Genomic DNA, 20,697 nt, shown 5'->3' with positions numbered 1-20,697 from the left:
AAAGACCGAGTCGATTGTGGATTCACAGCAGCAGAATCAGGTCGGCGTAGAATTCAAGCATCCTCCAATCAGTCCCCTCTCCCTCCGGGAGAGGGTTAGGGTGAGGGGCTTTTGGCTTTAAGGCTTGCGCTTACGCGGCCCGGTATTGAACACCGGCACTTTACGCACAGGCTTGATCGACGGCTCCGGCGCCTGGGTGTCGCCACTGTCGACCCACTTGCCCAGATTGCGCTTGCCACCGCCGCCGGATGCTTTCGGCTTTTTCGGTTTCTTCGGCTTCTTGATCACCTGACCGCTGGCGTCGGTATCCGGCACCCGGTGCTCAGGTTCGAAATCCGGCTCGTTCTGACGCTTCAAGGTCTGGCGGGTGAGCATCTCGATTGCCGAGAGCATGTTCACTTCATCCGCGCACACCAGCGAGATCGCCTCGCCCGTCGCGCCCGCACGGCCAGTACGACCGATGCGGTGGATGTAATCCTCGGCGACGATCGGCAGGTCGAAGTTGACCACCAGCGGCAAATCTTCGATATCCAGACCACGGGCGGCGACGTCAGTCGCCACCAGAATCTGCACTTCGCTGAGTTTGAAACGATCCAGCGCACGCTGACGGGTCGCCTGCGGTTTGTCGCCATGGATGCCGTCGGCGTTGATGCCTAGGCCCTGGAGTTTTTCCACCAGCGCATCGACGCCATTGCGGGTCTTGGCGAACACCAGCACCTGCTTCCACTTGTTCTTGCGCATCAGGTGCACGAAAAGTTCCGGCTTGCGCTTCTTGTCCACCGTCACCACCCACTGTTTGACGGTGTTGGCCGCCACGTTGCGCGGACTGACTTCGATGCTCAGCGGATCGTTGAGCATCTGCCCGGCCAGCAGGCGGATGTCATCGGAGAAGGTCGCGGAGAACAGTAGCGTCTGGCGCTTCTTCGGCAACATGCGGTAAATGTTCGCCAGTTCTTCGGAGAAGCCCAGGTCGAGCATGCGGTCGGCTTCGTCGAGCACCAGGGTTTGCAACTGATCGAGTTTCAACGCGTTCTGGCGGAACAGGTCGATCAGGCGACCAGGCGTGGCGACCAGCACATCAACGCCGCCGCGCAGCTTCATCATCTGCGGGTTGATGCTGACGCCGCCGTACACCGCATACGTGCGCAATGGCAGGTTTTCAGCGTATTGGCGCACCGACTCATGAACCTGCTCCGCCAGCTCGCGGGTCGGCACCAGAATCAGTGCACGCGCCGAATTGGCGGCCACTTTCGGCCCTTCCATGGCCAGCAACTGCAGCAGCGGCAAGGCGAAACCGGCGGTCTTGCCGGTGCCGGTCTGGGCCGCAGCCATCAGGTCGCGACCGGCCAGAACGGCCGGAATGGCTTGCGCCTGGACCGGCGTTGGAGTCTGGTAGCCGAGCGTCTCGAGGGAGCGCAGCAAGGGTTCGATCAGGCCAAGGGTGGCGAAAGTCATGGGAATACCGTAGGAAAATTCAGCGCAATTGTGCGACACGAGTGTGCAATGGCGCGCAGTTTACCCTAATTCACACGCTGTTCTGCTGGAACGGCGGTCTTCGGTGGCTCCGCGACGAGCGGCTGCGCCGGCCGCCGCCACTGCGGCAGACCGATCAGCACCACGGCACTGATGATCACCAGCATCGCCAGCGCTTCTTCCATACCGATGGTCTCGCCGACAAACACGATCCCCAGCAACACCGCCACCGCCGGGTTGACGTAGGCATAACTGGTGGCCGCCGCCGGACGTACGTGTTTGAGCAGGTACATGTAGGAATTGAAGGCGATGATCGACCCGAAGAAGATCAGATAACCCAAGGCCAGCCAGCCTTCCATCGGCGGCAAGGCTTGCAGGTGTTCGCCGCTCACTGCGCTGCCGATCAACAGCACCACGCCACCCACCAGCATCTCCACGGCACTGGCCATTGCCCCTTGCGGCAGCGGCAGGTGTTTGCTCCACACCGAGCCGAACGCCCAGGTCGCCGCCGCAAAAATCAGCAGCGCCGCGCCCAGCGGGCTCGATTGCAGGTTGGAACCCATGTTGAGCATGGCGATGCCGACAATTCCCAACGCCACCCCGGCCCATTCGAGGCGCGTATTGCGCGCGCCCCAGAAATAGCCGAAGAGCAAGGTGAACAACGGCACCGTCGCCACCGCCAGTGCCGCCACACCGGAAGCCACGCCAGTATGCTCGGCGACACTGACCGCGCCGTTACCGAAACTGAGCAGCAGAATCCCGATGATCCCCGCCGCTTTCCATTGCGCCCAGGTCGGCGCCGGTGCCCCGCGCCAGCGCAGGAAGGCGTACATCAGGCTGCCGGCAATCACGAAGCGCACCCCGCCGAGCATCAGTGGCGGCCAGTATTCGACGCCGAGGCGGATCACCAGATAGGTCGATCCCCAAATCACGTACAGCGCAAAAAACGCGGCGATCAGCGGCAGAGAAAAACGGCGCAAGGCAGGCATGGGCAGCTCGACAGTCAGAGGCAGGGTGTGAATTATTCTAGAAAGGCCCGCGAGCAAAAATAAGCTACAAAACCTGTTTATCGCGCCGGTACACTTTTGAAACAACGGAGATCGACGGGATAAACCACGATTTCGAAAGTCTGGCAATTTCAGGAGTCCGGCCTTGGACAAATACGACCGCATGCTGCTCAGCGCCCTGTTGGAAAACGGGCGTGCGTCCTACGCCGATCTGGCGCGCAAAGTGAACCTGTCCGCCCCGGCAGTGGCCGAGCGCGTGGCCAAGCTTGAAGCCGCCGGCGTGATCACCGGGTATCAGGCGAACATCGACCTGTCGAAAATCGGCTTGCCGATTCAGTGCATGATCGAATTGCGCCTGCACCAGAACGGCAGCCAGAAGGTCTACGACGAACTGGTGAAAATCCCGCAGCTGACCGAATGCTTTCGGGTGACGGGCGATCCGTGCGTGATGATGAAAGGCGCGGTGGGCTCGATGACGGAGCTGGAAGAGTTGATCAATCGCGTGGCGAAGTTCGGCTTCAGCAAGACTTCGATTGTGTTGTCGAGCGCGATCGAGAAGCGCGTGCCGCTCAGCCACATCGAAGGCAACGGTAAGTAATCAGGAACTCAGAAGATCCAAATGTGGGAGCGGGCTTGCTCGCGAAGAGGGAGTGTCAGACAACATAGTTGCCGAATGACACACCGCTTTCGCGAGCAAGCCCGCTCCCACAGGGGATTTTGGGTGACTTCAAGATCAGCGGTAGCGCTGCAGGTGTTCGCTGACTTTCGCGGCGGGGACTTTCTGCAGTTTGCACAGCAGGTCGTGGTTCAGCTCACGCACCCCATGCTTGTGCCGCAGTTCTTCAGCCAGATGCGCCATCAGGTTGGCCGCCATCTCGGCATCCGCCATCGCCCTGTGCGCCTGGCCGGTGTGTGGCAGGCGGGCGAAGGTGGTGAGCGTACCGAGCTTGTGATTCGGCGCCGCCGGCATCAGGCGCCGGGCCAGCAGCAGCGAGCAGGCGAAATTCTGCAGACGGGTGCGTTTGATCCGCCCCAGTTCGAAGTCCCAGAACTTCTGGTCGAACGAGGCGTTGTGCGCCACCAGCGGCGTGCAGCCGACGAATTCGTTGACCTCTTCCATGACCCGCTCGGCCGACGGTGCACTGCGCAGCATGGCGTTGCTGATGCCGGTCAGTTGTTCGATGAACGCGGGAACGCGCACGCCGGCGTTCATCAGGCTCTGGTAACGCTCGACGATACGGCCGTTTTCCAGCATGACCACGGCGATTTCCGTGGCGCGACAGCTGCTGTTCGGCGACAGGCCGGTAGTTTCAAAGTCGATGACTGCAATGCGTTCCAAACCGGGTTCAACTCCGTTCAAATCAATTCTTGAGCAACGCTCAGTTTTTCAACAGCAGTGCGCCTTCGATCGGCACATAACGGCTGGCGGCGCGGATCAGCGAGTTGGCGGTCAAACCCGGCACGCCGTAGGCCACTGCCTGTACGCCGTGCTTGCTGATGATGCGTTCGAGCAGCATGTCGAAGTCACCGTCACCGGAGGCCAGGACGATTTCGTCGACGTGGTCGGCGGCGTCCATGATGTCGAGGGTGATGCCCACGTCCCAGTCGCCCTTGGCCGAGCCGTCGCTGCGCTGGATATAGGGTTTGAGCTTCACGGTGAAACCGAGGTTGCGCAGTATCTGCTGGAACTGCTGCTGCTTGCTGTCGCCACGGTCGATTGCGTAGGCATAGGCCTCGACGATCTGCCCATCCTTGCTGATGTCAGCCCACAATGCGGCGTAGTTGAAATGGCAACCATAGGCCTGACGCACGGTGTAGTAGAGGTTCTGCACATCGGCGAACACTGCGATTTTTTTCACCGGGATTCCTGTGAGCGCATAGCGCACGAAGCGGGATCAGGCGCCGGGCCCGAAAAAGGCGCTCAGTATGCCAGTCCACAGGAAGGTGGCGCGAATAATCAACCCACCACTCCAGACGGATGGTGGACTGTGGTGAGGGGATTTATCCCCGATGGGCAGCGCAGAGGCCCCGAAAATGGGACTGCTGCGCACTCCATCGGGGATAAATCCCCTCACCACAGATTTGATACTGGCGACTGATCCGTCAGACGAACGAATCGTCGTCATCGAAGAACGACGAGTTGTCATCGCTGTAATCAGTATCAGTGAATCCGCCCTGGTCATTGCCAGAGAAACCGTTATCGGCCACACGCTGGTCATTGCCCCAATCGTTGCCGCTCTGGTCAGCCACTTGCGCCGGCTCTTCCTTGATCACTTCAACAATTTCTTCAGGCTGCTGGTTGTGATGGAACAGGCTGCTGATGCCCTGCGCCAGCATCACGCCACCGGCCACGCCAGCGGCGGTTTTCAGGGCGCCGCCGAGGAAGCTGCTGCCCGCAGCCGGAGCTGCTTGCTGCGCGTAGTTGGGCGGTGGTGCGGCATAGTTCTGTTGTGGCGCTGGCGCAGCGTAGTTCTGCTGCGGTGCCGGCTCACGCCAGCCGCCGGTAGAAGCCGGAGCGCTCTGGGTCGGCGCTGGACGCGAGCTGCCGCCGAAGATGCTCGACAGGAAACCACCGCCGCCGCTTGGCGCCGGGGCCGCGCTCTGGGACTTGGCCGCTTGCAGTTCAGCCTGCAATTGCTGGACTTGCTGGGTCAGCTGCTTGTTCTGTTCGTCGAGGCTCTTGATGGCCGCCTCTTGCACCAGAATCGCCTGGGTCATGAAATAACCTGCCGCCGGCTGGCGGGTCAGGTGTTCCTTGATCCGCGCCTCGGCCTGGGCGTCGCGCGGGGCTGCCTCCGTTTCGGCCTGTTGCAGCCGGGAAAACAGTCCATCGATCAGGGTTTGCTCTTCGCTGTTCATGGCGACCTCGTAGATTGCCGGGGATAACGTTGCCCGTGTCCACGGTGGACATGGCGCACCTCTGTAATGGAGGCAGTGACAGGATGTTTCAACGACCTTTACCGAATGTTTACGTTTGTGTCCGCCCGCCCATCATCGGTTAAAGTGAGCCACTGTTTTCGACCTGCGATACCGACTGATGAATGCCTTCGATGTACTGCGCGACTCTCTGTATTTTTTCAAACGCCATCTGGCCAGCATCGTGCAGCTGTGCCTGCCGCTGGTGATCTTCGAGGCGGCGCTGCAACAAGTGGTGGATCACGTCACCGACCCGGACAGTTTCTCCGCCGCCAGCGTGGTCGTCGGTCTGCTGGTGTATCCGCTGTACACCGCCGCGCTGATTCTGTTCCTCGATGCTCGCACCCGTGGCGAAGCTCCGCGCAATCTCGATCTGCTGGCGATGTCCGCGCGCCTGTGGCCGCGTTTCGCCTTGCTCACGGCGCTCAATACCTTGCTGATTCTGCTGGGGTTGTCGCTGTATTTCCTGCCGGGGCTGATGCTGATGGTCATGCTCGCATTCGCTGAATACCTGCTGGTGTTGCGCGGTATGGGGCCGTTGCAGGCGATGAAGGAAAGTCTGCGCCTGACCCGTGGGCATTTCTGGCGGATCCTGCTGTGCATTCTGTGTGTGATGGGGCCGTTGTGGCTGCTCAAGGGTGCAACGCTGGCGGCGTACCCCGACCCGCAGAATCCGCTGATCGCGGTAATGATCGACAGCGCGCACAGTTTCCTGCAGCTGTTCACCAGTGTGGTGCTGTTCCGTCTGTTCATGCTGATCAGCGAATTGCCTGACAAACGTACAGGAGCGGTCTGACTTCGCGACCCTTGGGCCAAGGCTCTGCGCTCAGGTATGCTCGGAGCCACTTTTGTAACGCGATAAGCCGAGCCATGCCCCGTCTGCTGCGCTACACCCTGTTGCTGATTGTGCTCGCCATCGTCCTGATCGGCGGGCTGTTCTACAGCCTGACCTGGCGCCCCGGCGCACGGGAAACCCTGCCGGTCGCCTGCAGCGGTACGCCGCCGACCCTGGTGCCGGGGCAAGCGCTGAAAGTCATGACCTGGAACGTGCAGTACCTCGCGGGCAAGCGCTACGTGTTCTGGAACGATCTCGCCCAAGGCTCCGATGAAGCGCCGTCCCCGGAAGACATGGCCTTCAGTCTCGACGAAGTGGCACGGGTGATCCGCGACGAACAACCCGACGTGGTGCTGCTGCAGGAACTGGATGACGGCGCCAAGGCCAGCGATTACCAGAATCAGCTCAAGTTGCTGCAAGAACGGGTCACCGACCTTTACCCATGCAGCGCCCACGCCTTCGACTGGAAGGCCGATTTTGTCCCCGATCCGCACGTCTTCGGCAGCGTTGGCCGGCAACTGGCGACCCTGAGCCGTTATCGCATCGAACATGCCGAGCGTCTGCAATTGCCGGTGCCGCCAACGAATTTCATCTCCCGCCAGTTCGAACCCAAGGACGCCCTGCTCGCGACCAAGCTGCCGCTGAGCGACGGCGGGCAACTGACGGTGTTCAACACCCATCTGGATCGCGCCCGCCAACCGGACGAGACCTTGCAGGCGCAGGTGACAGCGGTGACCAAGGTACTCGACAAGTACGAAAGCCAGGGCCTGCCGTGGCTGATCGGCGGCGACTTCAATCTGTTGCCGCTGGGCCAGTATCAGCGTCTGCCCGCCGAGCAGCGCACGCCTTACTCGATCGACAGCGCCCTGCATCTGTTGTGGGACAAGTACCCGATGATCCCGACCAATAACGAAGCCAGCGGCATCGACCGCGCCCACTGGCTGACCCACTACCCCAACGACCCCGGCCTGAATGGCCCGGATCGCACGGTCGACTATCTCTTCTACAGCCCGAAGATCAAACGGGTCGAAGCGCGGGTGCGGCAGGACGATACGTTGCGCATTTCCGATCACTTGCCGGTGATTGCGCGGTTCCTGCTGCCCGCAGCCCCGTAGCCAGTTAACACGATATCCCCCTGTGGGAGCGGGCTTGCTCGCGAAGGCGTCGCGTCAGTTGATGCATCCGTGCCTGGCGCACCGCCTTCGCGAGCAAGCCCGCTCCCACAATAGATTGATGTCGTACCGTGATGGGGTAGCAGGCTGCGATGTTTTGCTCTTCAGGTGCCGCGCGGCTTGGCCCGCGCGGTCGCCTCGGCCACCAACGGATCATCCGGCCAATAATGCTTCGGATAGCGCCCCTTGAGATCCTTCTTCACCTCGGCATAGGTGCTGCGCCAGAAGTTGGCCAGATCCTGCGTCACCTGCACCGGCCGCCGTGCCGGGGACAACAGGTGCAGCTTGACCACTTGCCGGCCGCCGGCAATTCGCGGCGTCTCGGCGAGGCCGAACAACTCCTGCAGACGCACCGCGAGAATCGGCGGAGACTCGGTGTAATCCAGACGAATCGATGAACCCGACGGCACACTGATGTGATGTGGCGCCAGCTCATCAAGCTTCTGCGGCAGCGGCCACGGCAGCAGATTGCGGACGATGCTCGACAGGTCCAGATTGGCGAAATGACTGAGCCGCGAGACCTTGCCCAAGTAAGGCATTAACCAATGCTCGAGGGTTTGCAGCAACGTTGCGTCGCTGACATCCGGCCAACGACTGTCATCCTGCGTGGCCAGATCCAATTGCCGCAACAGGGCAACCCGCGCCTGCCACTGCCGTAGCTCCGGCGTCCACGGCAACAACTCCAGTCCCTTGCGCCGCACCAGATTGACCAGCGCCTGACTGCGCGCCGCTTCGTCGAGACCGGTCAACGGTTCGCGGCTGAGGATCAGTTCGCCAACCTTGCGCTGACGCTCGGCACGCAGCACGCCTTCGCGCTCATCCCAGTCCAGTTGATCGACAGCGCGCACTTGCTCGGCGAGCACCGAATCGAACAGCGCCGGATCAAAATCCGCCGCCAGGTAAATCCGTTCCTCACGCTGGCCCTGACGACTGCCGAGATCGGCGATAACGATCCACGGCTCCTTCATCAGGCTGTCGGCTTCGGCGAACAGTGCTGCGCGCCCATTGGCCAGACGATATTCGGCGCCACCGGCACGCCGCTGTTGGGCAACCCGATCCGGGTAAGCCAGCGCCAGCAACGCACCGAGCCAGCGCGGGTGATCAGGATCGCTGACCGGCGCGCTGGCCTTGCCGCGCAGGTAACCGCGATATTGCCGCGCCAGTTGCCGCGCACGCTGCACGCCGCCCTGAGCACCGCGTGCCGCGCGTTCTTCGCCGGAGAGCAGCACCAGGCGGCTGTGCAGATCCGCACCGGCACCGCGCAGGATATCGCGCTCGCCGAGCAGTGCCGCGACGTCGCACGCCATGTTTGCCAGCCCCAGCGCCTGACCGCGCAGCAACAGATGGGCGATGCGCGGATGCGCCGGCAACTCGGCCATGGCCTGACCGTGGGACGTCAGCGCCTCGCCTTCGAGTGCGCCCAGGCGCTGCAACAAATCCTGCGCCTGGGCGTAGGCTGCTGCCGGCGGAATATCGAGCCAGACCAGTTCGCCCGGAGTCACGCCCCAGCGTCCGAGTTGCAGCGCCAGACTCGCCAGATCCGCCGACAGAATTTCGGCACTGCCGTAAGCGGCGAGTTGCTCGTGCTGATCCTGCGACCACAAGCGGTAACACACACCCGGCTCCAGACGTCCGGCCCGGCCCGCACGCTGGGTGGCGCTGGCCCTGGAAATACGCTGAGTATCGAGGCGGGTCATGCCGCTGCCGGGGTCGAAACGCGGCACCCGCGCCAGCCCGGCGTCGATTACCACGCGCACGCCGTTGATGGTCAGGCTGGTCTCGGCGATGTTGGTCGCCAGCACCACTTTGCGTTGGCCGGCCGGCGCCGGGTCGATGGCAGCGCGTTGGGCATTCAGGTCCAGTTCACCGTGCAATGGGCAGAGCAATACGTCTTTACGCTCGCCGATGGCATCGCTCAGTTGCTGATGCACCCGACGGATTTCCGCCTGCCCCGGCAAAAACACCAGCAGGCTGCCGGTTTCATCGTGCAACGCTTCGAGGACGGTCTGGGTCACGCGCTGGTCGATGTATTCGCCGGGCTGGAACGGCCGCCCCCAGCGCATCGTCACCGGGTACATACGCCCTTCGCTGCGCAGGATCGGCGCGTCATCCAGCAACCCGGCCAGACGCTCGCCTTCCAGCGTGGCGGACATCAGCAAAATCTTCAGCGGCTGTTCAGCTCGGAACAGTTCACGACCGTTCAAACTCAGGGCCAAGGCCAGATCGGCATCAAGACTGCGTTCGTGGAATTCGTCGAAGATCAGCAGACCGACGCCTTCCAGCGCCGGATCATCCTGCAGACGCCGGGTGAGAATGCCTTCGGTGACCACTTCGATACGGGTATTGGGGCCGACCTTGCTGTCGAGGCGGATGCGATAGCCGACCGTTTCGCCAACCTTCTCACCCAGTTCGCTGGCCAGACGTTCTGCGGCTGCACGCGCAGCGAGACGGCGCGGTTCGAGCATCAGAATGGTCTGCCCGGCCAGCCACGCTTCATCGAGCAAGGCCAAAGGCACGCGGGTGGTTTTACCGGCGCCGGGCGGTGCTTCGAGCACGGCTTCGTGGCGTGTCGCCAAGGCTTCACGCAGGGCGGGTAAAACTTCATCGATCGGCAAAGAAATCATGCTGGCTCCCCAGGGCGTGCCCACAGTAAATTGCGAGTCGCGTTAAAGCTGTGAGCGTGCCAGGCAAGGCGCGGGACGCAGGCAAGGGTCGTTTCCTTGCCAAGTTCCGCAACGCAGCATGGCGCGTTCACAGCTTTAGCCCGGAGGGCCGAACCCCGCCAGGATTCATCAACCTTCACGCGGTGTCGATCTGGAGAAAACAACTTCAATCCTCAACATATTTCGGTAGGGGTGAGACGAGGCCGCAATTTACTGTGGGCGCGCCCTGCCGAGGGCGAGTATAACGGCGAACTGCCGGGCGTTTGTCAGGGTCTTAATTTCAAATGACGACGCTTCGTTTTCAAATGACTCAGGAGATTTTCCATGCGCTTACCTTCTCGCCTGATCGGCGGTGTTCTGGTTGCCACCCTGCTCACTCAACTCACGGCCTGCGGTTCGATTTTCTATCCGGACCGTCGTGGCCAGATCGACGGCAAGATTGACCCGGCGATTGCCGTGCTCGACGCCGTGGGCCTGCTGTTCTACGTGATTCCAGGGCTGATCGCGTTCGCGGTCGACTTCACCACCGGTGCGATCTATTTCGAACCGGGCCACACCGCTCAGGTCGATCCGGCCAAGCTCAAACAGGCGGTCGGCCCGGACGGTCAGGTCGATAACCTCAAGTTGCAGGCTATTCTCGAAACAGAACTGGGCCGCAACCTGCCGCTGGACGATCCACGCCTGATCCAGCACAAGGGCAGCACTCAACAACTGGCGATGTTTGGCCTGCAACCCGCCGCATAAGGAAATCACATGACCACCAGCCCCGAACACGCCCGCCTGCTGCGGCTGGCAACCCGCGCTTCGGTGGCGGTGGCCTGCACGCTGATCATCGCCAAAGCCATCGCTTGGTGGCTGAGCGGCTCGGTGAGCATGCTCGCCGGCCTCACCGACTCGGCGCTGGATGGCGTCACTTCGCTGCTCAATCTGCTGGCGGTGCATTACGCGCTGCGTCCGGCCGATGACGATCACCGTTACGGCCACGGCAAGGCCGAATCGCTGGCGGGCATGGCACAGGCGCTGTTCATCGGCGGCAGTGCGGTGCTGATTGCGTTCCAGGCGTATGAACGCATCAAGCAACCGGAGCCGCTCGGCGCGCCTTGGCTAAGCATCGGCGTGATCGTGTTCTCGCTGCTGCTGACCGCGGCGTTGCTGACGCTGCAACATCGGGTGATCAAGCAGACCGGCTCCAACGCCGTGCGCGCCGACTCGCTGCATTACCGCTCGGACATGCTGCTCAACGGCAGCATTCTGATCGCGCTGATTCTCGCCGGCATGGGCTTTCATCAGTTGGACGCATGGTTCGGTCTGGGGATTGCCGGGTACATTTTGTGGAGCGCGATCCAGATCGCCCGGGAAAGTTTTTCGGTGCTGATGGATGAAGAGCTGCCGGCGGACGTCAGTCAGCACATGCTCGAACTGGCCTGCGCGGTACCTGGCGTATTGGGCGCGCATGATTTGCGCACACGGATCTCGGGTAACCACTGGTTTGTGCAGCTGCATCTGGAATTGCCAGGAGAGCTGACCTTGTCAGTGGCTCACGGCATCAGCGATCAGGCGGCGGATGCGATTCACGCCGCCTACCCGCGAGCCGAGGTGCTGGTGCACGCCGACCCGCAGGAAGTGGTCAAGACCGAACGGGCGCAAACCCGGATTCAGTAAGACACCTGATAACCGCGACTGCTCAGGCAGTTGCCCTGCGCCTGACGGTAAGCCTGCACCACCTCAGGCGCCGGTTGATAGGTCGCGGTACGCGGGTCGAAACCGCTCTGCTGCACAGCGTATTGGTAGCACTGATAACCGTCCTGCTGCACCTGTTCCGGCGACTGCCCGTTGGCCGGATAAGCCTCGACGTCATAGCCCTGGGATTGTGGCTGCGGTTGCGGCGGTTGCTGCACCGGGGGTTCGACTACGACGTAATCCTGAGTGGCTTCCTGATACGCATAGTAGGAACCGGCAGCGAGGAACAGCAGCGCACCGCCGATCCACACTTCACGGGCATAGTCCGGCAGATACTGGGTGCGAATCCCTCGTGGCGGCTGCACGACGATGTAGCGCGGGCCTTGCGGGCGATACCAGTAGCCGCCGGAATAGAAGTAATCCTGACCGCGATACGGCACGCGGTATTCGCGATCCGGGAAGCGGTCGATCACATGCCCCGGGCGGTATTGCGGGCCTGGACCCCAACCGTTGCCATGTCCGTCCGGGCGACCCGGCCAGCGATTGTCATTGGGCCGGTTGCCGGTTTGCCATTGCTGGTTGTGGTAGCCGTTCTGCGGGCGCTCGTCGCGGTAGTAGCCCTGACGCGGCTCCTGAGTCTGGCGCACGGTGTCGGGCCGTGGCTGGATCGGCAGGTTGTTCGACGGGGGCGCCTGATGCACCGGAGCAGGCTGATTGGGCGCGCGGTTCTGGTTCTGCCACTGGCCATTGTTGTGCTGCTGGCCGTTGTGCTCGAACTGACGGCTATTGTCGCCCCGAATGATTTCGTTGTTCTGCGGCCGCGGCTGATTTTGCGGCGGCGGATTGTTTTGCCCGTGGGGTTGATGATCGCCCCCATGGCCCTGGTTATTTCCCTGATGCTCAGGGCCGCGTCCACCATTAGGGCTGCGGCTCTCCGGATCGTCGGCGAGCGCTTGCGCACTGACGCTCACACACAGCAAACCAACACCGGCCAGACGCCAGATGCGCGACTTCATGCTTTTCCTCACTGCGGGTATTAAGAGGGCTTGTAGCTAAGACCGGGAATACGCACACCGGGTTCTGCGACAGGTTATCAGTCACGAAACTTATTTATTGAGGAAGGCTGTGCATCGAGGCACAAAAATCGCAGGCAAGAAAAAGGGAGACCCGTCGGCCTCCCTTTAGAGAACTTCGTCCTGGCTCGACGCTTTTGACGTCGGCTCACCTCACGCCGTCTTCTGGACAGTGTGCAGCTCGGGGGCCGGCCCAGCCCCGGTGGGGGTGGCGGCCGCGGCGGGCCTGATTGGGCGGGCCGCAGTGGACTGTGTTACCGAGCAGTGATTCTGGTGATAAGAATAGGCCGGGAGGCGCGACAGAGGATTGCGAATATTGCTCAAATAAACACTGCTTGCGCAATTTTTAACCCTGGATAGATAATCCGCCGCAATAGTTACAACCAAGGACTGATTCATGAGCAAACTCGACCGTTACGACCTGAGTATTTTGGCGGAATTGCAGCGCGACGCCCGCATCTCCAACCAGGAACTGGCCGAGCGCATCGGTCTGTCACCCTCGCCCTGCTCGCGCCGGGTCAAGCAACTGGAGGACGACGGCTACATCTCGCGCCAGGTCGCCCTGCTCGATCGCAAGATGCTCGGCCTGAGCCTGACCGCCTACGTGCTGATCGGCATGGACCGGCACACACCGGAGCGTTTCGAGAATTTCGAAGCGGCAATCCGCACTCTGCCGCAAGTGCTGGAATGCAGCCTGGTGACCGGCGTGGATGCCGACTATCAGTTGAAAGTGGTGGTGCCGGACATGGATCACTATCAGAAGCTGTTGCTGGGGCATCTGACCCGGATTGAAGGGGTGACCAGCGTGCGTTCGAGTTTTGTACTGAATCAGGTGCTCAACAGCACCGAACTGCCGCTGACCCATCTGCGCAACTGACATCGCCTTCGCGAGCAAGCCCGCTCCCACAGGGAAATGCATTGCAAATGTGGGAGCGGGCTTGCTCGCGAAGAGGCCGGTACAGGCACCCCATAACCGCGGCACACCGACACAGGTCAATGCGGCCCTGCCACCCTCGGCGTATAATCGCCCAGCCCTTTCAGCCCTGTGCGCGCCGGAGATGCCCGATGGATCCTGCAGTATTCGAAGAGTGGATGATGACTGGCCTGGTCAGCATCCTGATCATTTTCATGGGTTTCATCGTCTGGGATCTGGCGAAGAAGTCCAAGGCCGGGCGTTTCGGCTCGTTCATTCTGTTTTTCGTCCTGGGCCTGGGCGTGGCCGCGTTCATCATCAAGAGTGTGGTGATCGGCCTGATCGAATCCGGCGCTCTATAACCGCGCCGGCACTTCTTTCCACTGGCCCTGATCGAGCCCGTCGAGCGTCCAATCGCCAATCCTGACCCGCACCAGCCGTAACGTCGGCAGCCCCACCGCTGCGGTCATCCGCCGTACCTGACGGTTTCGCCCTTCACGAATCACCAACTCCAGCCAACTGGTCGGCACGCTTTTGCGAAAGCGTACCGGCGGATTGCGTGGCCACAGTTCAGGTTCCTCCAGTTGCCGCGCCTCGGCAGGCAAAGTCTTGCCGTCATTCAACTCGACACCTTCGCGCAGACGCTGCAACTGCTCGCCTGTCGGCACGCCTTCGACCTGCACCCAGTAAGTCTTCGCCAGTTTGTGTTTCGGATCAGCGATGCGCGCCTGCAACTGGCCGTCATTAGTCAGCAACAACAAGCCTTCGCTGTCGCGATCAAGGCGTCCGGCCGGATAGATACCGGGCACGTCAATGTAATCCTTGAGCGTCGCCCGCCCGCCTTCGTCGCTGAACTGCGTCAGCACATCGAACGGTTTGTTGAACAGGATCAACTTCGGCTCGGCCGGCGGCGCTTTGGCGACACGACGTGGAGCCGAGGAGGATGGCTTCGCACCGGGACGGCGGGAAGGTGGACGCGGGGGACGGGACATAAGAGAACAGACATTTAGCGATCAGGGCTGCTAATGCTAGTGCCCCGACCGCCAAATGACCACGACTAACCGTTAGCGGAACGGCGGCTCGTCGAAGCTGCGCAGTTTGCGCGAGTGCAGCGAGTTGAGTTCGGTGCGCAGCAGATCCACCGCCGCGATGCCGATCTTCAAGTGTTGGCTGACCGCGCGCTCGTAGAACGCGTTGGCCGAACCCGGCAGCTTGATTTCACTGTGCAGCGGTTTGTCCGAAACGCACAGCAACGTGCCGTAAGGCACCCGCAAGCGATAACCCTGGGCGGCGATGGTGCCGCTTTCCATGTCCACCGCCACGGCGCGGGACAGGTTGATCAGCGGACGTTCCTGCGCCCAGCGCAGTTCCCAGTTGCGGTCGTCGTAGGTCAGCACGGTACCGGTGCGCAGACGTTTTTTCAGCTCCTCGCCCTTCTCGCCGGTGATATTGGCCGCGGCTTGCTGCAGCGCCAGTTGCACTTCGGCCAGTGCCGGGATCGGAATGTTCGGCGGCACCACGCGGTCGAGAATCCCGTCGCGACGCATGTAGGCGTGAGCCAGCACGTAGTCGCCGATGGTCTGCGACTGACGCAGCCCGCCGCAGTGACCGATCATCAGCCAGCAATGCGGGCGCAGCACCGCCAGGTGGTCGGTGATGTTCTTGGCGTTGGACGGGCCGACGCCGATGTTGACCAGGGTCACACCGTGGCCGTCATTGGCGATCAGGTGATAGGCCGGCATCTGGTAGCGGTGCCAGACCACGCCGGCGGCAATCGCCGACGCTTCGCCGTGATCCATGCCCTTCTCGATGATCACGTTGCCCGGCAGCACCATGCGCACGAAACGCGGGTCGTTGCGCAGTTGTTCCAGGCCATGAACGATGAACTGGTCGACGTAGCGGTGATAGTTGGTCAGCAGAATCCACGGCTGTACATGGCGCCAGTGGCTGCCGGTGTAGTGCACCAGGCGCCGCAGGGAGAAGTCGACGCGCGCGGCGTCAAACAGCGCCAGTGGCAGCGGATCGGTGTTTTCCCAGTCGTAGAGACCGTCGGCAATGCCATCGGTGGCGGCGGACAGATCGGTACTCGGGAACACCCGCGCCAGCACCGCAGCGGTAACGCCGGAGCCGGCCAGCTCATCGCCCTGCTCGACTACGTACGGGTACGGAATATTCTGCTGGCTGACACCGACTTCCACGGTCACGGTGAAGTCGTGCATCAACGGCACCAGTTGTTCCAGCAGGTATTTGCGGAACGCCTTGGGATGGGTGACGGTGACGCTGTAGGTGCCCGGCAGTTGCACCTTGGCGTAGGCGCGGGTGGTCTGTGGGACTTCGCCCTGACACAGGTAGGTCAGACGCAGTTCGGGATAACGAAACAGGGCACGCTGTTCAGCGTCAGGCTCGACGCGATCCTTGAGGTAACGCTTGAGCGCCGAGTTGAGCGCAGTGGTGGCCCGCTCATGCAGCTCGGCCAGACGATCCACGGCTTGTTCGGCGGTTTGAACGACAATAAACGCTTCGGTCACGATCAGCTTCCTGTGTTCTGACTTGCAGAGCTTCATCTTGCCTGCATCGTGGTCTCACGGGAACAGTGGCGTTGTGGCTGTACCCAAATCTCCCTGTCAATGGAGATCCCCTGTGGGAGCGGGCTTGCTCGCGAATGCGCTGTGTCAGTCGACCTATCCATTGACTGACACACCACATTCGCGAGCAAGCCCGCTCCCACAAGGGGATTTGTGTTGGGTCAGAAACCCTGGGGGGTTGCGCGAGCGACGATGGCTTCGACGTCCAGCCCACGCGGCAATGCACCGTAGACCCGGCCGCCACCGTTCAGGCGGCTGGCAATGAACGCGTCGCTGACCGCCGAGTTGCCGGCCTCCAGCAATAGCTTGGCCTGCAAACCGAGCGCGATGTCTTCGGTGAGTTGCCGCGCCCGATACTGAATGTCGCTGGTGTCCTTGAACTGCGCCTGCAACTGCTGGATATGCGCGGCCAGGTGCTTGTCGCCATGGCCATCGCCCAATTCGCTGAACAACACGTCGAGCACACCCGGTTCTTTCGACAGCGCACGCAGCACGTCCAGGCACTGCACATTGCCCGAGCCTTCCCACGTCGAGTTGACCGGCGCTTCGCGATACAGCCGTGGCAGGATGCTCTCCTCGACATACCCGGCACCGCCCATGCACTCGGCGGCTTCGTTGATCATTCCGGGGGCACGTTTGCAGATCCAGTATTTGCCCACCGCCGTCACCAGCCGGGCGAATTGCGCTTCATGGCGATCATCCAGATGATCCAGCGCCTCGCCCATGCGCAGACTCAGGGCCAGTGCGGCTTCGCTTTCCAGCGCCAGATCGGCCAGCACGTTCTGCATCAACGGTTGCTCGCTGAGCAGTTTTCCGCCGACCTTGCGGTGCGCGCAGTGGTGGCTGGCCTGGGTCAGCGCCTGACGCATCAGCGAGCTGGAGCCGACCATGCAATCGAAACGGGTCATCGCCACCATCTCGATGATGGTCGGCACACCGCGCCCCTCTTCGCCGACCATCCACGCCAAAGCGCCACGGAACTCCACTTCACTGGAGGCGTTGGACTGGTTGCCGAGTTTGTTTTTCAGGCGCTGGATGTAGAACTGATTGCGCGTGTCGTCGGGGCGGTGGCGCGGCAGCAGGAAGCAGGTCAGGCCCTTGTCGGTCTGCGCCAGCGTCAGGAACGCATCGCACATTGGCGCCGAGCAGAACCACTTGTGCCCGACCAGTTCATAGGCCTGCCCCGGGCCACTGGCACCGACCGGATAGGCCTTGGTGGTATTGGCCCGCACGTCGGTGCCGCCCTGTTTCTCGGTCATCGCCATGCCGATGGTCACGCCGGCCTTGTGCGCCATGCCGATGTTGCGCGAGTCATATTCGGTGGCGAGGATCTTCGGCAGCCACTGTTCGGCCAGATCCGGCTGCAAACGCATGGCCGGTACGCTGGCGAAGGTCATGGTCAACGGGCAACCGCTGCCCGCCTCGGCCTGGCTGTGCAGATAGCTCATCGAGGCGCGGGCGACATGTGCGCCGTCCTGCGGATGAGTCCAGGGTGATGAAGTCAGGCCATGTTCGATCGCGGTGCGCATCAGCTCGTGATAGGCCGGATGGAATTCCACCAGATCGATGCGATGACCGTAGCGGTCATGACTGACAAAAACCGGTTTGTTCTGATTGGCAAGGAACCCGGCCGCCATCAGCGGCCCACCGGCCAGAGCGCCATAGGTGTCGATTCGCGACTCGGCCCACCCGGCGCCAAAGCGGCGCGACCACTCCTGCAATGGCAGGTCGATGCGGTACAGGTTGGCACCGTCCAGCGATGGCGGCTGGTTGGTGACTTCGTGGGTTTCGGCGAACTGATGCAGGTTCATGACGGGGCTCCTTTGGTCAGCCAAGGGATCCAGTTAAGCACCGCCCCGTGGTTGATCAAAGTGTCATATGCGCCGAACTGTCGGCGCTTTCACCCTATTACGCGCTGAGCACCCGACGCTCCAGCGCCGTTTGCAGGTCTTCGAATTTCACCGGTTTGTTCAGGTAATCGATGCGCGTGCCCGGTGCGCAATGCTCGCGATCCGTGCCCATGGCCAGCATGAACACCGGCAGATTGGCGCAGCCGGGCAACCCATGAATCTGGCAGCACAACGACGCGCCTTCATGATTGGGCAACTGGCAATCAATCAGCACCGCGTCGAAGGTTTCCCGTTGCAGACAGTCCAGCGCCGCCGCGCCGTTGTCCGCCGTGCGTACGCGGAACCCCAATTTGAGCAGCATGCCGCGCATCACCAGTTGGTTGACGCTGTTGTCATCCACCAGCAACACCGTGCAATCCTGCGGCGCACGGCTGCGCTCGTGCAGCGCGTCCGCGGTTGGCGCCGCTTCGACTTCCGGCAGCTCGAACTCGACATCCAGTTGAAAACGGCTGCCGCTGCCAGGCTGGGAGCGGTGAGTCAGCTTGCCGCCGAGCAGTTCCACCAGTTGCCGACAGATCGCCAGCCCCACGCCCAGCCCACCGTATTCGCGGGTCATCGAGCCATCAAGCTGGAAGAAGCGCTGATACATCGTCGCCTCGCCCAGATCGGTGAAACCGATGCCGGTGTCGATCACCGCAAACGACAACGCCAAGCGATTGCCCGCCGACGGTTTGCCGGTCACTCGCAGCGCCAGACCACCGACTCGGGTGAACTTGATCGCGTTGTCCAGCAGGCACTCCAGGCATTGCGCCAGTTTTGCGCTGTCGCCGTGCAAGCGATCCGGCAGGGTCGGCAGCACCTCGACTTTGAAGTCCAGCGACTTGCTCGCCGCGTTGCCGTCGAACTGCACGCGCAAGGCCTCGACCACCGCGCGCAGGCTGAAGCTGCCCGGCGTCGCCTTGAGCTTGCCGGCCTGCAATTCGGTGAGGGTGAGGATGCCGTTGACCATGCGCATCATGTCCCGGGCGGAGCCGGCGGCGGTTTGCTGGTATTGCTCCAATTCAGGCTCCAGCTCGACGGTCTGCATCAGTTCCAGCGAACCGATCACACCGTTCATCGGCGTGCGCAATTCGTGGGTCAGGGTCGCGAGGAATTCATCCTTGAGCTTGTTGCTGTGGGCCAGTTGCTGGTTGAGCACTTCGAGCTTCTGCCCGGCGTCGAACAGGGTCTGCGCCTGTTGCTCGCGCATCGCGTTGATGCGGTCGGCCAGCGCCAGCGACAGTAGCGCAACTTCGATCGCCGAACCGATCTGACTGGCGTACATGGTCAGGAACACGTTCGGCAGCAGGCCCAGCACCATCAGCGTATTGACGATGCCGCCGAGCAGGAATGCCGACCAGGCAATGATGAAATAACGCGCCACCCGCAAGCCGCGCCACCAGGCGAGAATCCCGGCGGCGAAGATCACCACGGTGAACACCAGCGCCAACAGGGTCGCCAGGCGCAGCGACAATGCGTAACTGGTCATCAGCGACAGCCCGACCACCAGCGCGCCGAACGCGATCAGGGCGATCAGCAGATAGTCGAGCCAGCGACTGTGGGTTCTGGTCTGCAGGAAACTGCGGGCGAACTGGCTGCCGAACAACCCGGCGCAACCGATGAAAAACGGTGTGGCGGCGTTGGCCCACCACGGATTGTGCGGCCAGAAATACTCGACCGCCGCGCCGTTTACCGACAGTTGATAAAGGCCGAACGAGGCGATGTAAAAGATGTAATAGAGGTAGCTGGTGTCGCGCACGCTCAGGTAGATGAACAGGTTGTAGACCAGCATCCCCAGCAGCACGCCATAGATGATCCCCAGCACATACAGGCGCACCGGCTGGTCTTCGAGGTACGCGGTGCTCGACCATAACGTCACCGGCGCCTGAATCGAACCTTCACTGGCCAGGCGCAGGTATACGGTTTTTTGCTGGTCAGGGGCGAAGGTCAGGTCGAACAGGTAATTGTTCTGCCGGATCTCGCGACTGGCGAACGGCAAGGCGTCGCCGGTCTGCCGGATCAGGCGGTAGTCGCCATTGGCATCGGCCATATAAAGGTCGAGGTGATCGAGCGGCGGATACGCCAGCTCCAGCAGCCAGGTGCGCTGCGCGGCCGGGTTGTTCGGACGGTAATGCAGGTCGATCTTCAGCCAGAACGCCGAGCGCGAGTAACCGGCATTGAGCGTGGCTTTGTCGTGGGGTTTGAAATTGCCCGCCGCCGCTTGAGCACGGACGTCGGCGATGTTCGCCTGACCGCTCGGGTCTTCGAACACTTGCAAGGAGCGGCCCAGGGGAAGGCTCTGGGTATTTTCGTCGAACTCGACGGCGCTTGCGAGGAGGGGCAAGCAGAACAGCAACATCAGCAAATAGCGCATTGAAGCCCCAGCGTGGCTCGTCCGGTTGTGTCAGGAAGCCCCCCATTCCCTTTGAGTAGACGTAAAACCGGTATTACCTGTTATTGGTTTGGATCCAGACTAGCATAGCCGTTGATG

18 protein-coding genes and 1 pseudogene are annotated in these 20,697 nt (G+C 62.0%); 8 read left to right on the top strand and 11 right to left on the bottom strand.

What is annotated here, in order from left to right; all coding sequences use genetic code 11:
- Window positions 1–117: 117 nt before the first annotated feature.
- Both M0808_RS10905 and yedA read right to left on the bottom strand, forming a co-directional pair.
- On the bottom strand, window positions 118–1,455 hold the full coding sequence (locus M0808_RS10905; RefSeq protein ID WP_115988836.1) for a DEAD/DEAH box helicase: 1,338 nt from the start codon (window positions 1,453–1,455) through the stop codon (window positions 118–120).
- Window positions 1,456–1,520: 65 nt separating this feature from the next.
- Window positions 1,521–2,462 (bottom strand): drug/metabolite exporter YedA, encoded by a 942-nt coding sequence (gene yedA, locus M0808_RS10900; RefSeq protein WP_247841040.1) that lies wholly within the window; start codon window positions 2,460–2,462, stop codon window positions 1,521–1,523.
- A 163-nt stretch (window positions 2,463–2,625) separates the two neighbouring features.
- Here yedA and M0808_RS10895 point away from each other — a divergent pair, with 163 nt between their 5' ends.
- Window positions 2,626–3,078, top strand: a complete 453-nt coding sequence (locus M0808_RS10895) for an Lrp/AsnC family transcriptional regulator (protein ID WP_095139246.1) — start codon at window positions 2,626–2,628, stop codon at window positions 3,076–3,078.
- Between the two features lie 135 nt (window positions 3,079–3,213).
- Here the strand turns inward: M0808_RS10895 and M0808_RS10890 are convergent, their stop codons facing one another.
- From M0808_RS10890 to M0808_RS10880, 3 genes are all read right to left on the bottom strand, one after another.
- Entirely contained in the window at window positions 3,214–3,819 is a 606-nt protein-coding gene (locus M0808_RS10890; RefSeq protein ID WP_027612872.1) for a 3'-5' exonuclease, read from the bottom strand.
- Window positions 3,820–3,859: 40 nt separating this feature from the next.
- Window positions 3,860–4,339 (bottom strand): NYN domain-containing protein, encoded by a 480-nt coding sequence (locus M0808_RS10885; RefSeq protein WP_007949802.1) that lies wholly within the window; start codon window positions 4,337–4,339, stop codon window positions 3,860–3,862.
- Between the two features lie 244 nt (window positions 4,340–4,583).
- The gene (locus M0808_RS10880; protein ID WP_247841038.1) at window positions 4,584–5,339 is read right to left on the bottom strand and encodes a DUF2076 domain-containing protein; all 756 of its coding nucleotides are present in this window, start codon (window positions 5,337–5,339) and stop codon (window positions 4,584–4,586) included.
- Between the two features lie 178 nt (window positions 5,340–5,517).
- On the opposite strand from M0808_RS10880, the gene M0808_RS10875 reads away from it, so the two are divergent.
- Together M0808_RS10875 and M0808_RS10870 are read left to right on the top strand one after the other, a co-directional pair.
- The gene (locus M0808_RS10875) at window positions 5,518–6,192 is read left to right on the top strand and encodes a YciC family protein (protein WP_139054430.1); all 675 of its coding nucleotides are present in this window, start codon (window positions 5,518–5,520) and stop codon (window positions 6,190–6,192) included.
- A gap of 74 nt (window positions 6,193–6,266) precedes the next feature.
- Window positions 6,267–7,346: an endonuclease/exonuclease/phosphatase family protein gene (locus M0808_RS10870; protein WP_247841037.1), complete on the top strand. Its 1,080-nt coding sequence runs from the start codon at window positions 6,267–6,269 to the stop codon at window positions 7,344–7,346.
- Between the two features lie 161 nt (window positions 7,347–7,507).
- Here M0808_RS10870 and hrpB read toward each other — a convergent pair whose 3' ends face one another.
- On the bottom strand, window positions 7,508–10,027 hold the full coding sequence (hrpB, locus tag M0808_RS10865; RefSeq protein WP_247841035.1) for an ATP-dependent helicase HrpB: 2,520 nt from the start codon (window positions 10,025–10,027) through the stop codon (window positions 7,508–7,510).
- A gap of 363 nt (window positions 10,028–10,390) precedes the next feature.
- Between hrpB and M0808_RS10860 the strand changes: the two genes are divergently transcribed.
- Together M0808_RS10860 and M0808_RS10855 are read left to right on the top strand one after the other, a co-directional pair.
- Entirely contained in the window at window positions 10,391–10,810 is a 420-nt protein-coding gene (locus M0808_RS10860; protein ID WP_003228492.1) for a hypothetical protein, read from the top strand.
- Window positions 10,811–10,819: 9 nt separating this feature from the next.
- Window positions 10,820–11,728: a cation diffusion facilitator family transporter gene (locus tag M0808_RS10855; RefSeq protein WP_027612877.1), complete on the top strand. Its 909-nt coding sequence runs from the start codon at window positions 10,820–10,822 to the stop codon at window positions 11,726–11,728.
- On the opposite strand, the gene M0808_RS10850 is transcribed toward M0808_RS10855, so the two are convergent.
- Complete coding sequence (locus M0808_RS10850; protein ID WP_096795269.1) at window positions 11,722–12,762, bottom strand: DUF6515 family protein; 1,041 nt, start codon at window positions 12,760–12,762, stop codon at window positions 11,722–11,724. The two genes, M0808_RS10855 and M0808_RS10850, sit on opposite strands and share 7 nt — an antisense overlap.
- A gap of 454 nt (window positions 12,763–13,216) precedes the next feature.
- Between M0808_RS10850 and M0808_RS10845 the strand changes: the two genes are divergently transcribed.
- Both M0808_RS10845 and M0808_RS10840 read left to right on the top strand, forming a co-directional pair.
- Window positions 13,217–13,696, top strand: coding sequence for an Lrp/AsnC family transcriptional regulator (locus M0808_RS10845; RefSeq protein ID WP_008081091.1), 480 nt, complete (start codon window positions 13,217–13,219; stop codon window positions 13,694–13,696).
- A gap of 188 nt (window positions 13,697–13,884) precedes the next feature.
- Window positions 13,885–14,094: a DUF2788 domain-containing protein gene (locus tag M0808_RS10840; protein WP_003228500.1), complete on the top strand. Its 210-nt coding sequence runs from the start codon at window positions 13,885–13,887 to the stop codon at window positions 14,092–14,094.
- On the opposite strand, the gene M0808_RS10835 is transcribed toward M0808_RS10840, so the two are convergent.
- Together M0808_RS10835 and amn are read right to left on the bottom strand one after the other, a co-directional pair.
- Window positions 14,089–14,724 carry a pseudouridine synthase gene (locus M0808_RS10835; protein ID WP_247841033.1) on the bottom strand — a complete coding sequence of 212 codons (636 nt, stop codon included), beginning with the start codon at window positions 14,722–14,724 and terminating at the stop codon, window positions 14,089–14,091. The two genes, M0808_RS10840 and M0808_RS10835, sit on opposite strands and share 6 nt — an antisense overlap.
- A 72-nt stretch (window positions 14,725–14,796) precedes the next feature.
- Window positions 14,797–16,296 carry an AMP nucleosidase gene (gene amn, locus M0808_RS10830; protein WP_247841031.1) on the bottom strand — a complete coding sequence of 500 codons (1,500 nt, stop codon included), beginning with the start codon at window positions 16,294–16,296 and terminating at the stop codon, window positions 14,797–14,799.
- 37 nt (window positions 16,297–16,333) lie between these two features.
- Here amn and M0808_RS28565 point away from each other — a divergent pair.
- Window positions 16,334–16,462: pseudogene (locus M0808_RS28565) on the top strand (DUF4381 domain-containing protein); the annotation flags it as partial.
- Between the two features lie 16 nt (window positions 16,463–16,478).
- Here the strand turns inward: M0808_RS28565 and M0808_RS10820 are convergent.
- Both M0808_RS10820 and M0808_RS10815 read right to left on the bottom strand, forming a co-directional pair.
- Window positions 16,479–18,128, bottom strand: coding sequence for an acyl-CoA dehydrogenase family protein (locus tag M0808_RS10820; RefSeq protein ID WP_247841029.1), 1,650 nt, complete (start codon window positions 18,126–18,128; stop codon window positions 16,479–16,481).
- Between the two features lie 97 nt (window positions 18,129–18,225).
- The gene (locus tag M0808_RS10815) at window positions 18,226–20,580 is read right to left on the bottom strand and encodes a hybrid sensor histidine kinase/response regulator (protein WP_247841028.1); all 2,355 of its coding nucleotides are present in this window, start codon (window positions 20,578–20,580) and stop codon (window positions 18,226–18,228) included.
- Between the last annotated feature and the right edge of the window lie 117 nt (window positions 20,581–20,697).

Origin of the sequence: Pseudomonas sp. MWU12-3103b, from assembly GCF_023100615.1 — a bacterium.
GTDB classification, from domain to species: Bacteria; Pseudomonadota; Gammaproteobacteria; order Pseudomonadales; family Pseudomonadaceae; genus Aquipseudomonas; species Aquipseudomonas putida_A.
This window is presented reverse-complemented; position numbering and strand designations above follow the sequence as displayed.

Excerpts from the sequence above, each read along its gene's own strand:
- M0808_RS10905 (WP_115988836.1), bottom strand. The coding sequence starts at position 1,455 with ATGACTTTCGCCACCCTTGGCCTGATCGAACCCTTGCTGCGCTCCCTC.
- M0808_RS10845 (WP_008081091.1), top strand. The coding sequence starts at position 13,217 with ATGAGCAAACTCGACCGTTACGACCTGAGTATTTTGGCGGAATTGCAG.
- M0808_RS10855 (WP_027612877.1), top strand. The coding sequence starts at position 10,820 with ATGACCACCAGCCCCGAACACGCCCGCCTGCTGCGGCTGGCAACCCGC.
- M0808_RS10840 (WP_003228500.1), top strand. The coding sequence starts at position 13,885 with ATGGATCCTGCAGTATTCGAAGAGTGGATGATGACTGGCCTGGTCAGC.
- amn (WP_247841031.1), bottom strand. The coding sequence starts at position 16,296 with ATGAAGCTCTGCAAGTCAGAACACAGGAAGCTGATCGTGACCGAAGCG.
- M0808_RS10850 (WP_096795269.1), bottom strand. The coding sequence starts at position 12,762 with ATGAAGTCGCGCATCTGGCGTCTGGCCGGTGTTGGTTTGCTGTGTGTG.
- M0808_RS10880 (WP_247841038.1), bottom strand. The coding sequence starts at position 5,339 with ATGAACAGCGAAGAGCAAACCCTGATCGATGGACTGTTTTCCCGGCTG.
- yedA (WP_247841040.1), bottom strand. The coding sequence starts at position 2,462 with ATGCCTGCCTTGCGCCGTTTTTCTCTGCCGCTGATCGCCGCGTTTTTT.
- M0808_RS10875 (WP_139054430.1), top strand. The coding sequence starts at position 5,518 with ATGAATGCCTTCGATGTACTGCGCGACTCTCTGTATTTTTTCAAACGC.
- M0808_RS10835 (WP_247841033.1), bottom strand. The coding sequence starts at position 14,724 with ATGTCCCGTCCCCCGCGTCCACCTTCCCGCCGTCCCGGTGCGAAGCCA.
- M0808_RS10870 (WP_247841037.1), top strand. The coding sequence starts at position 6,267 with ATGCCCCGTCTGCTGCGCTACACCCTGTTGCTGATTGTGCTCGCCATC.
- M0808_RS10820 (WP_247841029.1), bottom strand. The coding sequence starts at position 18,128 with ATGAACCTGCATCAGTTCGCCGAAACCCACGAAGTCACCAACCAGCCG.
- M0808_RS10815 (WP_247841028.1), bottom strand. The coding sequence starts at position 20,580 with ATGCGCTATTTGCTGATGTTGCTGTTCTGCTTGCCCCTCCTCGCAAGC.
- M0808_RS10860 (WP_003228492.1), top strand. The coding sequence starts at position 10,391 with ATGCGCTTACCTTCTCGCCTGATCGGCGGTGTTCTGGTTGCCACCCTG.
- hrpB (WP_247841035.1), bottom strand. The coding sequence starts at position 10,027 with ATGATTTCTTTGCCGATCGATGAAGTTTTACCCGCCCTGCGTGAAGCC.